The sequence below is a fragment of the Streptomyces sp. NPDC054883 genome, assembly GCF_053610645.1.
This window is the reverse complement of record NZ_JBSGYT010000012.1, coordinates 1-13564: the sequence shown is the minus strand read 5'-3', so window position 1 is coordinate 13564 and position 13564 is coordinate 1. Positions and strand designations below refer to the sequence as shown.

The window sequence follows — 13564 nt, the reverse complement described above, 5'->3', positions numbered from 1 at the left end:
CCTCTCCGGCACGGTCGGGACGAGGCAGGATAACCGGGGGCGGGCCAGGGCTCATCAGCCTTTTCCGGGGAGCCCCGCTCCGGGGCCGGCCCCGCCGGTCCCGGTGGACGGCGCGGCCGCCGTTACGCGGCCTCCCAGGTGAATCCGTCCGGGTCGGCGAAGGAGCCGGCATTGCTGCCGAGGGCGATGCGGTGCGATCCGGCGCCGTCGGCCGGGACGCCGAGATCCTTGGCCAAGGCGCCGCGCTTGTACAGGGCCAGCTTGACGGGGTCGGCCTCGGCGGCGGTGAACTCGGTGTACTTGCCGCCGAAGCTCTTGCCCACGGTCAGGCCCTGGGCGACGTAGAACTGCTTGCTGGCCTTCACGTCCTCGACGCCGAGCAGCAGAACCATCTCGTCGATCTCGCGGGTGGCCGGGCCGGTGTCCTTCTTCGCCGAGGTCGCGACCTTCCAGATCGTCCCGTCCGGCGCCTGGACGACGCCGCCGTACCCCCACAGCGACTTCGCGGCGGGCTTGAGTACGGTGGCGCCGGCGTTCACGGCGTCGTCGAGGAAGCCGTCGACGGTGGCGGGCCGGGACACCGTCAGCGCCAGGGCGAAGCCGCGGAACCCGGCCGAGTGCGCCTGGGACGCCCGCAGGCCGACGTGGGCATCCACGCCGAAGGCGGTGTGGAAGCGGTGGGCTGCCTCGGGGTCGGCCACTTCGAGGATGACGGACGCGAGGGACGTGGTGGATGTGGTGGTTGCCATGTCCATCACGCTAGGCGCCGCCCGGTGCCCGCGGCTTCTCCGATCCTGCGCGGTCTTGCCCGGGCGGCGAAAAGGCTCCGCACCCCGAGGCAGGGGCGGAGCCTTTCCGGCATGAGGCGGGGTGCGTCGTTCAGGCGTGGCTGTGGTGGCGCCTGTTGCCGGTGACCAGGCGGTAGACGGCGAGCAGGATGACGGAGCCGACGATGGCCGCGATCCAGGTGGAGAGATCGAAGAAGCCGTCGATGGAGTCGACGCCGAAGATGACCTTGCCGAGCCAGCCGCCGAGCAGGCCGCCCGCGATACCGATGAGCGTGGTGACGATGATGCCGCCCGGGTCCTTGCCCGGCATCAGTGCCTTGGCGATGAGACCCGCGAGCAGCCCTATGAGAATCCAGGCCAGAATGCCCATGATGCGCCTCCTACCTCGATGGATAAAGCCGTTGTCAACGATCGTCTGCGCCGTGAAGGCGGTTTCAAACGCCTCGTCCGCCGATCGTTTCGCCCGTCGAGTGCCCCGCCGCGGAAGGATCAAGGGCGCTTGACGGGGCAGAGGAAGGGCTGTCGGCCTCGGCCCGCGGGGGCCTTGTTCCCGGGGCCGAGCGCCTGATGTCCCGTGTGCCCAGTAGAGGAGAACCCCATGTCCATGCCCGGCGTGCAGCACCAGCTTCAGGCGCTCCGCGACCAGCTCGATGAGCAGCCGGCGCTCTCCGCGCGGGAGCGGGCGGACGTACACGCGCTGATCGACGCGATCGAAGAGCGGCTGCGGAGCGGCGACGCCGCTTCCCGCTCCGGCCTGGCCGGCGGGGTGAACCTGGCGGTGGAACGCTTCGAGGCCGGCCATCCCAAGGTCGCCGGGACGCTGCGCGGCATCGGCGTGGCGCTGGCCAACATCGGTGTGTGACGGCCGTCTTCACCGAGCGCGCCGCCGACAGGCTGAGCCCCTGCGGCCGCCACGGGCCGGGGGGTCACCGTGCGCCGCGGTCGGCAGCGTTCCCGTTCGGGTCGCCGGTCAGTGCGATCAGTGCCGTGACGCTTTTGCCGACCGGCTCGCGCCGCACTTCGAAGGCCTGGCTCACGGCGTGGGTGATCTCCAGTCCGTGCCGGCCGACTCGCTGCGGGTCATGGGCGGCGACGTCCGGCAGGGACGAATCGCCGTCCCACACCGATACCCGCACCGCGCCGTCGCTGATCCGCAGATCGAGCACGATCGGGCCGGGCGCGTACTTCACCGCGTTCGTCACCAGCTCGCTGACCACCAGCTCCGTCATGTCCACGGCCCGCTCCGACACCGCCAGCCCGTGCGCGGTCCGCACGTCGAGGAGGAAGCGCACGGCAAGGTGCCGGGCGTCGCCGATGCAGGCGGAGCCGCCGTCATAGGCGGCCGACGTCGACAGCGTCTGCCCGTGCTCCGCCTCTCGGCCTTCGCCTCCCGCGGCCCGCTCCATGCATCCCGCCCCGTCTCACATGATCGTCACACGAAAGTCACGCTGCGCCCGCGAAGCATCCCACGACTGCCCGGCGGTTGCCCCCGCTCGCCCCGCAAATGGGGTTCAGCCCGACGCAAGCGGTTGACACCGCTCCGCCGCGTGCGCTTGCGTGGAGGGCAGGAGCTGCTCGGCAGCGACACTATGAGAGCAGGAGCCGGGATGACTCAGGCCCGCATGACCGTCTCTCAGCACACGACCGCCTCCGGCGTGCGCGTCCTCGCCCCGGCCGGGGAGATCGACCACACGACGGCAGACGCCTTCCGCCGGGCCCTCACCGCAGACGGCAGTGGTGCCCGGCACACCGTCATCGACTTCCACGACGTCACGTTCATGGACTCCAGCGGCATCAACGTCCTGGTCGCCGCCAACAACGCGGCCCGGACCCGCGGCGGTTGGCTGCGCCTGGCCCACACCCCGGGAGCACTGGCTGATCTGCTGCGCGTCGTCGGCCTCGACAGCGTCCTGTCCTCCTACCCCACTCTCAGCGAAGCCCTCGCACCGGAAGCCGCCGCCTGACCCGGCCAGCGGCCTCGACCCGGCCTCGTGGGGCGGGGGAGCGTCAAGGCCGGTCCGCTGGGCAGACGCGGTTCATGTCCGGAGAGCATGCACGTCCCACGCGCACACTTTTCCGTTCCGTCGCCGATCACGAGGCGCCCGCACATGGCGCACGGCGCCGGCGCCGCAGCGGGTTCGGCAGGCGGCTGCGCCGCAGGATCCTCGCGTACCGCGACATCGCGTTCCTCACCACCCACATCCCCGGCGAGGGCGCCGGGCCCGGCGAGGAGTGCCTCCTCCTGGTGCACGGCCGCAAGGTCGTCGGCCAGATCCACCACCGGATCTGCACCGCCTGCGCCGAGGGCGTGATCACCGGCGTGGACCTGGACGGTCACCTCCGCTCCACCGGAATCGGCACCCGCGCCCTGTCGCACCTGCGGTCCCGCTACCCGGGCACCACCTGGCGCAGCACCCTGACCCTGCGTACGACCCGCGACCTGCTGCGCCGCATGAGGATCCCCGCGGCATCGGCCGACGCCATGTGCGTGCACGCCCGCGCCGTACAGGACTCGCCACGGCCGACGGCCTGACGGGCCGGGCGGCGGATGGACAGCCGGAGCCGGGGCACCAGCGGGGCATGGCCGTCCTTCGAAAGCTCGCCCGCCCCCTGCTCACCGCCCCGTTCGTCGTCGGCGGACTGCGCACCCTGCGCCACCCGGAGGCCGCGGCGGAACTCGCCCGACCCGTCGTCCGGGCCGTGGGGGAACGCATCCCGGCGCCGGCCGGCGACCCGCTGAGGCTGGTGCGCGTCAACAGCGCGCTCCAGGCGGGAGCGGGTCTGCTGTTCGCCGCGGGGCGCGCCCCGCGCCTCGCCGCGCTCACCCTCGCCGCCACCCTGGTGCCGACCGCCTTCGTCGAGCACGCCTTCTGGACGGTCGAGGACGCGGAGGAGCGGGCGCGCCGGCGCGCCCGCTTCCTGACGGACCTCTCCGCACTGGGCGGGCTGCTCATCGCCGCCGCTGACACCCACGGCAAGCCGTCCCTCGTCTACCGGTCCCGGCACGTACTCGACCACCGGCATCCGGTGCGGGCCGTCCAGCGCCCCGTCGGGGCGGCCGCGGCGCGTTCCGCCGCCCGGGTCAAGGCCGTGGCACGCGGGGGCGCTTGAGCTCCGTCGCAAGCCGCCCGTGGGAGCCGCGCACCCGGGCCGCTCCTCCGGGGGCGGCAGCGCGCGTGCCCGTCCACGACCTCACCCTGCGGACTGCCTCCGACCGCTCGTAGGGTGAGGTCATGGCGATCGAGGCACCAGCGACAGGCAACGGCCCCAGGCTGCTCTACGGATGCATGGCACTCGGCGGCAGTTGGGACACCAGCCCGTACCGGGCCGCCGACATCGACGCTGCGGAGGCGGCGATCGAGGCAGCGCTCGACAGCGGAATACGCGTGTTCGACCACGCCGACATCTATCGGCACGGGAAGGCGGAAGCCGTCTTCGGTGAGGTCCTCGCCCGCTCCCCGGACCTGCGCGAGCGGATCACGCTGCAGACCAAGTGCGGGATCCGGCTCGCCGACGGGGAGCGGCCCGGCAGCTACGACCTGCGGGGCGTCAGCATCACCCGCCGGGTCGAGGAGAGCCTCGGCCGCCTGAGGACCGACGTCATCGACGTCCTGCTCCTGCACCGGCCCGACCCACTGGCCGCCCCGGAGGACACCGCGGCGGCGCTCACCTCACTGCGACGGCAGGGGCTGGTACGCGCGTTCGGCGTGTCCAACATGAATGCGGCCCAGATCGCCCGGCTCCAGGCGCACCTCGACTTCCCGCTGGTCGCGAACCAGTTGGAGATGAGCCTGGACCGCCGCGACTGGCTCGAGGACGGCGTGCTCGTCAACACTCCCGCTGCGGCGGCGGGCGGCTTCCCCTCCGGCACGATCGAGTACTGTCTCGCGAACGGCGTCGGCCTCCAGGCCTGGGGCGCCCTGGCCCAAGGCCGTTATACCGGGCGGCAGGAGAGTCCGGAGCAGCGCGCGACCGCCCTGCTCCTGCGTACGCTGGCCGACGCCAAGGGCACGACACCGGAGGCGGTCCTGCTGTGGTGGCTGCAGCGGCATCCGGCCCGGATCGCCCCCGTCGTCGGCAGCGGGCGCCCGGACCGCATCCGCGCCTGCCGCGACGCGGCGGTGCGCGAGCCCGACCTCACGCACGAGGAGTGGTACGCCCTCTGGCTCGCCGCCCGCGGAGCACCGCTGCCGTAGCGCCGACGGGCGCTGCCCGGGCCGGTCGCGAAGGGCGCGGGCTCGTAATCCGGTGTGTCGTGATCCGGTCCGGGGCCGGTCAGCCCTCGTGGCCCGGCAGGATCTCCTTGACCTTGGCCATGGCAAAGCCCCAGCCTTGCGACACGGTCGGTTTGCCCGGCACGGCCACTTCCTCCGGGTTGGTGAGGACGTCCAGCACGACCGGGCCCGGGGTATCGAAGGCCCGGCGTACCGCGTCCTTCAGCCCCGCCGGGTCGGTGACCCGCATACCCGTCAGGCCGAGGGCCGAGGCGACGGCGGCGAAGTCGGGGTTGTCGAGCTCCGTACCGAATTCGGGCAGGCCCGTCTGCTCCTGCTCCAGCTTGACCATGCCCAGTCGGCGGTTGTCGAAGACGACCAGCTTCACCGGCAGCCGGTACGTCTTGATCGTCATGAGGTCGCCCAGCAGCATGCTCAGGCCGCCGTCCCCGCAGAAGGCGACGATCTGCCGGTCGGGCGCCCAGAGCTGGGCTCCCAGCGCCTGGGGCATGGCATTGGCCATCGAGCCGAGGTTGTACGAGCCGATCAGGCGCCGGCTGCCGCGCATGGTGACGAAGCGGGAGAGCCAGACCGTGGCCATACCGGTGTCGGAGGTGAAGACGGCGTCCTCGGCCGCGTACGCGTCCACCGCCGCGGCCAGTGCCTCGGGGCGGATCTCGTGATCTCGGTTGTCCAGCGCCGCCCGCAGCTTCCCGGTCCAGCGGTGCTCGTGCGCGGGGTCGGCCAGCCGCTGCTGCCCTTCCTGCCACTTGACGAACCGTTCCCTGGCATCGTCCAGGTGGGCGCGCTCGCGGGCTCCCTTCAGCAGTGGCAGCAGGGCCCGCAGCGTGGCGCCCACATCGCCGGCCAGGCCCACGTCGACGGGGGTCCGGCGCCCCAAGTGGTCCTCGCGTGCGTCGACCTGCACCACCTTGACGTCCTGCGGGTACCACTCCCGGTAGGGGAAGTCGGTCCCCAGCATGAGCAGCGCGTCCCCGCTGTCGAGCGCATGGGCCGCGGCGGGGTTGCCGATGAGGCCGGTCTGCCCCACCTGGAAGGGATTGGCGTCCTCGAACCCCTCCTTCGCCTTCAGAGTGAGCACCATGGGCGCGGCCAGCAGCCCGGCGGCCTCCATGACCTCGGCGCGGGCTTCGCGGGCGCCCTGGCCGACGAGCAGCGTGACGCGGGACGCCTCGTTCAGCAGTGCGGCGGCCCGGGCGAGCGTCGGGTCGTCGGGGCGGGTGACGGCGCGGTCGAGGGCGAAGCGGGTGGGCCGGTCGTCGGTCAGCTCCCGGTCGCCGAGGTCACCGGGAACGGTCAGGACGGCCACACCGCCCTGCGTCACCGCGGCGCGTACTGCGGATTCGAGCAGGCGCGGCATCTGGTCCGGGGAGGTGACGGTGGCCCGGTAGACGGCCACGTCACGGAAGAGGAGGTCGTTGTCGACTTCCTGGAAGTAGTCGCTGCCGATCTCGGCCAGGGGGACCTGGCCGCAGATCGCGAGGACGGGGGCGTGGCTCTTGGCGGCGTCGTACAGACCGTTCAGCAGGTGGACGGAGCCGGGTCCCACCGTGCCCATGCAGACCCCGAGGGTTCCGGAGAGCTGGGACTGCGCCCCCGCGGCGAAGGCCGCGGCTTCTTCGTGCCGGCAGCCGACCCACTCCAGGCCGTCGGTGGTACGGATGGCGTCGGTCAGCGGGTTCAGGGCGTCTCCGACGACGCCGAAGACGTGCTGGACGCCCAGCTCCCCGAGTGCGCTGACGATCACGCTGGCGACGGTACGTGCCACGGAAGTGCCCTTCGGTCCGGTCGCGACCCCTCGGTGCGGTGCCGGGGAATCAGCTGGTGAAGCGGTCCGGATCGGCCGCCTTCCAGTCGCCTGCCCAGCCTTCGGGCGGAGATGCGAGCAGCTCTCCGGGGGAGAGCCAGGCGTGGAGTTCGGCGTACGAACGGACGGTGTGCGGGTCGACCCGGTGCAGCAACATGTGGGGCCGCAGCCCGCGCGGGTCCTCGACGCCCATCGACGCCATGATCTGGAGGGCGCTCTTGACGGTCGCCTCCTGGTAGCGCCGTACCCGCTGCGACTTGTCGCCCACGTCCACGGCGCGGGCGCGCCGCTCGTCCTGGGTCGCGACGCCGACGGGGCAGGTGTTGGTGTGGCAGCGCTGCGCCTGGATGCACCCGATCGCGAACATCATGGCGCGGGCGGCGTTGGTGTAGTCAGCGCCCTGGAGAAGGCGTTTGACGAGGTCGCTGCCGGTGGCGACCTTGCCCGAGGCCCCGATCCGGATGCGGTCGCGCAGGCCGGCGCCCACGAGCGCGTTGTGCACGGTCATCAGCCCTTCGTCGAGCGGCAGGCCGACGTTGTCGGCGAACTCCAGGGGCGCCGCACCGGTTCCGCCCTCCGCCCCGTCGACGACGATGAAGTCGGGCGTGGTGTCCTCTTCGAGCATGGCCTTGCACACGGCGAGGAACTCGCGGCGCGACCCGACGCACAGCTTGAACCCGACGGGCTTGCCGTCGGCGAGCCGGCGCATCCGGGCCAGGAAGCGCACCAGCTCCCGCGGGGTGGAGTACACGCGGTGGTAGGGCGGCGAGATCACGGTCTGCCCCTGCGGCACCCCGCGCACCTTCGCGATCTCCGCGTTGACCTTGGCCCCGGGCAGGACGCCGCCGATCCCGGGCTTGGCACCCTGGCTGATCTTCAACGACACGCACTTGACCTGGGGGTGCGCGGCCTTCTCCGCGAACTGCCGCTCGTCGAAGTCCCCTTCCTCGGTTCGGCAGCCGAAGTATCCGGTGCCGACCTCCCACACCAGGTCACCGCCGGGTCGCAGGTGGTACTCGGACAGACCGCCCTCGCCGGTGTCGTGGGCGAAGCCCCCGAGTCGCGCCCCGGTGTTGAGGGCCAGGACCGCGTTGCCCGACAGGGAACCGAAGCTCATCGCCGACACGTTGAGCAGGGCCATGTCGTACGGCTGGGTGCAGTCGGGTCCGCCGATCCGGACCCGGGGCGGATCGGTGCGTACCGGGAGCGGGGCCATGGAGGGGGTGAGGTATTCGCTGCCGGGCCGGTAGAGGTCGAGCTCGGTGCCGAACGGTTCCTCGGCGTCGGTGCCCTTGGCCCGCTCGTAGACGATGCTGCGGACATCGCGGTCGAAGGGGCTGCCGTCGACGTTGCGCTCGATGAAGTACTGCTGGATCTCGGGCCGCAGGGCCTCGAGGGCGAACCGCAGGTGCCCGAGGACGGGGTAGTTCCGCAGGACGGAATGCCGCCGTTGCAGGAGGTCGTGGACGGCGGTCAGCAGGAGCAGCAGCAGGGGCACGGCCGCGGCCCACCACAGGGGCGAGGCGAGGAGGGCGGCGAGCGACGCCAGCGCCGCCGTCGAGCCGAGGAGGACCACCAGAAGTATCTTGAGCACGCCCCGCTTGTGTCCGCATGCCCGGGCGCCAATCCCGGTACCGGGACGGGTGGCGCATGAAATCGGCGCGTCGAAGCATGCGGGTGGCATGGAATGCGTCGTGTACGAAGAACGCTCCGGCCGGTCGGAGACGGTGGAGTGCGGCCTGGAGGACGAGGCCTGCCAGCTGGTGCTGAAGCGGCTGCGCGGGTTGGGCGAGGGCGAGTTCGGCTGGGTGCGGCTGGTCGACCCGGCCGAGTCCGAGCTGCTGCGGCTGGCCGGGGAGCTGGGGCTGCATCCGCTGGCGGTCGAGGACGCGGTCCAGGCACGGCAGCGCCCGAAGCGCGAGCGCTTCGGTGACGTGCTGGCCGTCGCGTTGAAGACGCTCTGGTACGTGGACGCGCAGGCCGCGGTGGAGACCGGGCAGCTGATGCTCTTCGTCGGGCCCAGGTACGTACTCACCGTGCGGCACGGTCCGGTCGATCCGGCCGCCGAAGCGGCCCGGCGGCTCGAAGTCGACCCCGGCATGCTGCGGTTCGGCCCGCTGTCCGTTCTGCACGCCGTGCTCGACGTGGCCGTGGACGCGTACGGCAATGCCGCGGACAAGGTGCGGGCCGCGCTCACGGCGCTGGAGGACTGCGTCTTCTCCACCTCCCGCGTCGACCACACCGAGGCGATCTACTCCCTCAAACGGGAGGTCCGGGAGTTCCGGGACGCGGTAGCGCCCCTCGTCCCCGTCCTACAGGGGCTCCTGGCCGGCCCGGGTCAGGGCGGCCAGGGTCATCCGCCGAAGGTGCTGCCCTACTTCCGCGATGTGGCCGACCACCTGAGCCGGACCGACACCGAGGTCCGGTCCCTGGACGAGCTGCTGACCTCGGTCCTGGACGCGCAGCAGGCTCGGGTGGGGACCTGGCAGAACGACGACATGCGCCGCATCTCGGCCTGGGCGGCGATCTTCGCGGTCCCCACCATGGTCGCGGGCGTCTACGGGATGAACTTCGAGCACATGCCCGAGCTGGGCTGGAGCTACGGCTATCCGCTCGCCCTCGGCGTCATGGCCCTGGCCTCCGGCCTCCTCTACCGGGCCTTCCGCCGCAACGGCTGGCTGTAGCCGTACTCGCCGGTCAGCAGCCCCTGCCCGGCCGCCCAGCCGGTACCGAAGGCCCCCGCCCAGCCGGGGTGGGTCGGAAGGAGCCGCACCGGGCGCTGCTGCCGGAGCGTGACGGGCTCGGCCGGGCGGATCGGCGCGGCGCCCGACGGTCGCGCCGGCGCGGCCCCGAACGGCGGTGTGTCCTGGGCGCACCGGGCGCCCACCGGCGGGAGTGCGCCGGTCAGGACGTACCGGACCACGTGCCGCTGCACACAGGCGCTCGGATTGTCCAGCGCGGTGTGCCCGTACCCGTCGAGCGTCAGCAGCCGGGCCCCGGCGAGCTCCGCCGCCATCGCCTGGCCCGCCCGGTACGGCGTGGACGGGTCGTACACCGTGTTGAGCACCAGCGCCGGGTGCCCGGTGGCCCGGTTCCACGGGCCCGTGTACGGGGCTGCCGCCCGGGCCGGCCACGCGGAGCAGGGCTCGTTGGCCCACACCCACCACCGCGCGAGCGGCCCGGCCTGCCGCACGGCCCGTTCCTCCAGCGCCGGGTAACCCCCGGCCGAGGCGGGGTTGGGCTTTCGGCGCACAGCACGGCGAGCGGCTGCTCGAACCCCGGATAGCGCGCGGGCCCGCCCGGTGCGGCAGGCTCCGCCGGCACCTGTCCCTGCCACAGCGACTGCAGTGTTCCGGCCGTCCCCGTCCAGCCCGGGTGCACGGTGTAGAGGCCGCTGCGGACCTCACTGACCGCACGGGCGTACGTCCAGCCGCCGACCGGGCGTGCGGCGAGGCGTGCCAGCAGAGTGCCGTACTTGGCCCGCGTGGCCGCCGGGCTGCCTGCGGAGAAGGCACATCGGGACACGGCCGCGCGACCGCATTGGTCGAGGAACCGGCCCAGGGTGTCGGCGGAGCCGAGGTGCGAGCCGAGGCGCAGGAAGGTGTTCAGCCCGGGCTGGCCGCCCGCGCCGCGGTTCACCCACGCCCGCGGGTCGACGTTCCCGTCGACCACGAGCCGCCCGACCCGGTCGGGGAACAGGCTCGCGTACGTCGCGCCGAGCAACGTGCCGTACGAGACGCCCCAGTAGCGCAGCCGGTCCTCCCCCGCCGCCCGGCGCAGCAGGTCCAGGTCGCGCGCGGTGGCGGCGGTCGAGATGTGGCGCAGCAGCTCTGGATCGCGGCGTTCGCACCGCTTCGCCAGGTCGGCGTACGCGGCGACGTACGCCTGCCGTTCCTGCGGCCCCACCGGGAACTGCGGGACGTCTTCGTGCCAGGCCGCGGCCTGCCCGGCAGTGTCGAAGCAGCGCACCGCCGTGCTCTCGCCGACGCCTCGCAGGTCGTACAACTCGGGCAGCCCGACGGTTCCCGGGCCGCCGGGTCCGCCCGGGTTGAAGAAGAAGGAGCCGGCGCGCCGGGCCGGGGTGGCCGCCCGGTGGCGGATCACAGCGAGGTCGATGGTGCGGCCCGAGGGATGTGCGTGGTCCAGCGGTACCTTCGCCACCGCGCACTCGAAGCCCGCCTGCGCCGCCTGCGGGCACGGATGCCAGCGCAGCACGACGGCGTCGTCACCACCGGCCGGGCCCTCTGCCGACGCGGGAGCGGCCGCCGGCACCAGCGTCAGGAGGACGCCGGCCGCCACACCCGCGAGGCCTCGCAGCGACGTCGATGTGCCGGTGCTTCCCACGGTCGGCCCCTTCCGCCTGCACGGGGATGGCCCGTGTGACGGCGCACCCCGCCTCCATGACATCGGCGGCCCGCGCGCCGGGCAACCGGCGCGGGTCCGAACGTGTCACGCGGACCGCCGCACGTTTCAGTCCTGGTCCGCGCCGGACAGGGCGTTGCCGATCAGGCGGGCGGCGTAATCGCGGTCGCCGGTGAGCCGGTTGATGTGCTCCGCGAGCAGGAAGGCGGTCGCTTCCAGCGGGTTCATCTCGTCCGTGGTCCAGTCGCCGTACTGCTTGCGCCACAGGCTGGGGCTCAAGCCGGTGCCGGCCGCGATGACCATGCCGGCCATGGTGGGAATGAATTCGGGGCGGACGCTCTTGCGCATCGTACGCATCGTGGCCACGAGGTCGGGCACCACGTACTCGATGACGTCCTTGTCGTGGCCTTCGTACGCCTTCCGCAGCCAGGTCATGAACATGTAGATGAGCGTGCAGGCGCCGTCCAGCAGGTCGCGGGCACCCACGGGCGTCAACGACGTCATGAACTGGTCCATCAGCAGCTGCTGTTGGGGGTCGGTACCGGACTTGCCGTCGTAAATGGCTTTGAGCCGGGAGTCGATCACCATGAGCGCCGCACCCACATCACCGGCGGGAGCGTACTGGGGGTCATACGACGACACGGATCCTCCTCATGAGACCGCGGCGGGCGGCACGGCATGACCGTACGGTAGACCGCCGGGGAGACGAGGTCGGACGAATCCCAATGAAAGGCCTTCTGCCGACCGCCCCCGCCAACGCCACGGCGGGGCCGCCGAGTCCGTCGTACGAGCGAGCCCGCAAGGGCTCGTGCGACCTGCCGTACGGTCACACGTCCCAGGTTACCGGGAGGTTCTTCACTCCGTGGATGTCCGCGGCCTCCGGGCGCAGCGCAACCTCTTCGGCCGGTACGGCCAGGCGCAGCGTGGGGAAGCGCTCGAGCAGCGCGGAGAACGCGACCCGCATCTCGACCCGGGCCAGCTGCTGCCCCAGGCACAGGTGGATGCCGTGGCCGAAGGCCAGGTGCCCACCGGACTCCCTGCGGAGGTCGAGCACGTGGGGATCCGCGAAGCGCTCCGGGTCGCGGTTGGCGGTGTTGTACGACAGGACGACCGTCGTGCCGGCTTCGATCACCTCGCCGCCCACCTCGACATCCACCAGCGCCGTCCGCATGAACGACTTGGCGACGCTCAGGTAGCGCAGCAGCTCTTCCACGGCCTGGTCGATGAGGGCGGGATCGGCACGCAGCGCGGCCAGTTGCGCCGGGTTCTGCAGCAGGGCGAAGGTTCCGAGGGCCAGCATGTTCGCGGTGGTGTCGAAGCCGGCCGCCAACAGGATCAGGCTGATCCCCTGCAACTCCTCATCGGTCAGATCGCTGTCGGTGAGTTCACTGAGCACGTCGTCGGTGGGGTTCGCGCGTTTGGCGGCGACGAGCCGGGCGAGGTAGTCCTGGGTCGCCGTGTAGGCGGCGATCAGGTCCTCGTCGTTCGTCTCCCCGTTCATGAACTTGTCGATCTGTTCCTGGAAGGAGTCCCGGTCCTCGTACGGCACGCCCAGCAGCTCGCAGATGACGATGGTGGGGATCGGCTTGGCGAACGCGGACACCAGGTCCGCCGACGGGCCGGCCGCCTCCATGGCGTCGAGGCAGTCGGCGGTGATCTGCTCGATGCGCTCGGTGAGCAGTCTCATCCGGCGTGCGGTGAACTTGCCCACCAGTGGTTTCCGGTAACGCCCGTGCTGGGGTTCGTCCATGAGGAGGAACTCGCCGGGCGGCGCGGGAGGGATCTCGAAGTCGACCACGTTCAGGAGCTCTTTGCGCGAGCTGAACCGCGGGTCGGCCAGGACCGACCTGACCAGGTCGTACCCGGTGATCAGCCAGCCGGGCTTTCCACCGGGGTGGGTGTAGCGGCTGATGGGGCCGTGCCGGCGGGCGTCGGTCAGCTCTGCCGGCGGGTCGAAGGGGCAGCCGGGCCGACGCTCGCTCGGCAGCGTCGTGACGGTGTGGAGGGATTCACTCATGGCCATTCCTCATCTCGCGACATCACGTGTTTGACTCACGTCGAAAGCTACGTTGCGTTCATAGACTCGTCAATCAAATGAGAGTCGTTTGCGCAGGTGAGGAGCGGTAAATTGATGCAATGGCACTGGAGGTTAATGCAATGCAGCGTTGCAATGCAGAAGCCGGCCGCGTGCGGGTCCGCGGAACGCGGGAGCCGGGCCCGCTCGGCGGCCGCAAACGCGAAGACGCTCGGCCGGAGAGTCCGGCCGAGCGTGTTCCTGCGTCTGCTGCCACTGGCGGCTTAGTACCAGTGGTGCGACTGCCAGAAGTTCCAGGCGCCCACGGGGCTGCCGTAGCGGGAGTTCATGTAGTCCA

Annotated in this window: 14 protein-coding genes and 1 pseudogene; 6 read left to right on the top strand and 9 right to left on the bottom strand. The window is 71.8% G+C overall.

The genetic code is table 11. The annotated features are described in order from the left end of the window. Nucleotides 1-122 precede the first annotated feature (122 nt). Nucleotides 123-755 (bottom strand): glyoxalase, encoded by a 633-nt coding sequence (locus tag ACWGH1_RS11695; protein ID WP_453355376.1) that lies wholly within the window; start codon nucleotides 753-755, stop codon nucleotides 123-125. Between the two features lie 124 nt (nucleotides 756-879). Then, on the bottom strand, nucleotides 880-1158 hold the full coding sequence (locus ACWGH1_RS11690) for a GlsB/YeaQ/YmgE family stress response membrane protein (RefSeq protein WP_453355377.1): 279 nt from the start codon (nucleotides 1156-1158) through the stop codon (nucleotides 880-882). Nucleotides 1159-1386: 228 nt separating this feature from the next. On the opposite strand from ACWGH1_RS11690, the gene ACWGH1_RS11685 reads away from it, so the two are divergent. Then, nucleotides 1387-1650 (top strand): DUF4404 family protein, encoded by a 264-nt coding sequence (locus ACWGH1_RS11685; RefSeq protein ID WP_453355378.1) that lies wholly within the window; start codon nucleotides 1387-1389, stop codon nucleotides 1648-1650. A gap of 64 nt (nucleotides 1651-1714) precedes the next feature. On the opposite strand, the gene ACWGH1_RS11680 is transcribed toward ACWGH1_RS11685, so the two are convergent. Then, nucleotides 1715-2194, bottom strand: coding sequence for an ATP-binding protein (locus tag ACWGH1_RS11680; RefSeq protein ID WP_453355379.1), 480 nt, complete (start codon nucleotides 2192-2194; stop codon nucleotides 1715-1717). Nucleotides 2195-2395: 201 nt separating this feature from the next. Between ACWGH1_RS11680 and ACWGH1_RS11675 the strand changes: the two genes are divergently transcribed. From ACWGH1_RS11675 to ACWGH1_RS11660, 4 genes are all read left to right on the top strand, one after another. Further along, the gene (locus ACWGH1_RS11675; RefSeq protein WP_453355380.1) at nucleotides 2396-2752 is read left to right on the top strand and encodes an STAS domain-containing protein; all 357 of its coding nucleotides are present in this window, start codon (nucleotides 2396-2398) and stop codon (nucleotides 2750-2752) included. A gap of 74 nt (nucleotides 2753-2826) precedes the next feature. After that, complete coding sequence (locus tag ACWGH1_RS11670; RefSeq protein WP_453355381.1) at nucleotides 2827-3321, top strand: hypothetical protein; 495 nt, start codon at nucleotides 2827-2829, stop codon at nucleotides 3319-3321. Nucleotides 3322-3368: 47 nt separating this feature from the next. Then, a complete protein-coding gene (locus ACWGH1_RS11665) occupies nucleotides 3369-3899 on the top strand; it encodes a DoxX family membrane protein (RefSeq protein ID WP_453408643.1) in 531 nt (176 codons plus the stop codon). A gap of 122 nt (nucleotides 3900-4021) precedes the next feature. Then, the gene (locus ACWGH1_RS11660) at nucleotides 4022-4984 is read left to right on the top strand and encodes an aldo/keto reductase (protein WP_453354049.1); all 963 of its coding nucleotides are present in this window, start codon (nucleotides 4022-4024) and stop codon (nucleotides 4982-4984) included. A gap of 79 nt (nucleotides 4985-5063) precedes the next feature. On the opposite strand, the gene ACWGH1_RS11655 is transcribed toward ACWGH1_RS11660, so the two are convergent. Together ACWGH1_RS11655 and ACWGH1_RS11650 are read right to left on the bottom strand one after the other, a co-directional pair. Continuing rightward, nucleotides 5064-6791: a thiamine pyrophosphate-dependent enzyme gene (locus tag ACWGH1_RS11655; RefSeq protein ID WP_453408642.1), complete on the bottom strand. Its 1728-nt coding sequence runs from the start codon at nucleotides 6789-6791 to the stop codon at nucleotides 5064-5066. A 49-nt stretch (nucleotides 6792-6840) separates the two neighbouring features. Then, nucleotides 6841-8424: an FMN-binding glutamate synthase family protein gene (locus tag ACWGH1_RS11650; protein ID WP_453354047.1), complete on the bottom strand. Its 1584-nt coding sequence runs from the start codon at nucleotides 8422-8424 to the stop codon at nucleotides 6841-6843. A gap of 100 nt (nucleotides 8425-8524) precedes the next feature. Here ACWGH1_RS11650 and ACWGH1_RS11645 point away from each other — a divergent pair, with 100 nt between their 5' ends. After that, on the top strand, nucleotides 8525-9514 hold the full coding sequence (locus tag ACWGH1_RS11645; RefSeq protein WP_453354046.1) for a magnesium and cobalt transport protein CorA: 990 nt from the start codon (nucleotides 8525-8527) through the stop codon (nucleotides 9512-9514). Here the strand turns inward: ACWGH1_RS11645 and ACWGH1_RS11640 are convergent. The 4 genes and pseudogenes from ACWGH1_RS11640 to ACWGH1_RS11625 all read right to left on the bottom strand — a co-directional run bounded on the left by ACWGH1_RS11640 (nucleotide 9481) and on the right by ACWGH1_RS11625 (nucleotide 13209). Beyond that, nucleotides 9481-9990: an alpha/beta hydrolase gene (locus tag ACWGH1_RS11640; protein ID WP_453354045.1), complete on the bottom strand. Its 510-nt coding sequence runs from the start codon at nucleotides 9988-9990 to the stop codon at nucleotides 9481-9483. The genes ACWGH1_RS11645 and ACWGH1_RS11640 overlap by 34 nt on opposite strands. Before the next feature lie 509 nt (nucleotides 9991-10499). Beyond that, nucleotides 10500-11237: pseudogene (locus ACWGH1_RS11635) on the bottom strand (alpha/beta fold hydrolase); the annotation flags it as partial. Nucleotides 11238-11300: 63 nt separating this feature from the next. Then, on the bottom strand, nucleotides 11301-11780 hold the full coding sequence (locus tag ACWGH1_RS11630) for a hypothetical protein (RefSeq protein WP_453354050.1): 480 nt from the start codon (nucleotides 11778-11780) through the stop codon (nucleotides 11301-11303). Between the two features lie 238 nt (nucleotides 11781-12018). Continuing rightward, nucleotides 12019-13209: a cytochrome P450 gene (locus tag ACWGH1_RS11625; protein ID WP_453354044.1), complete on the bottom strand. Its 1191-nt coding sequence runs from the start codon at nucleotides 13207-13209 to the stop codon at nucleotides 12019-12021. Nucleotides 13210-13564: the final 355 nt, after the last annotated feature.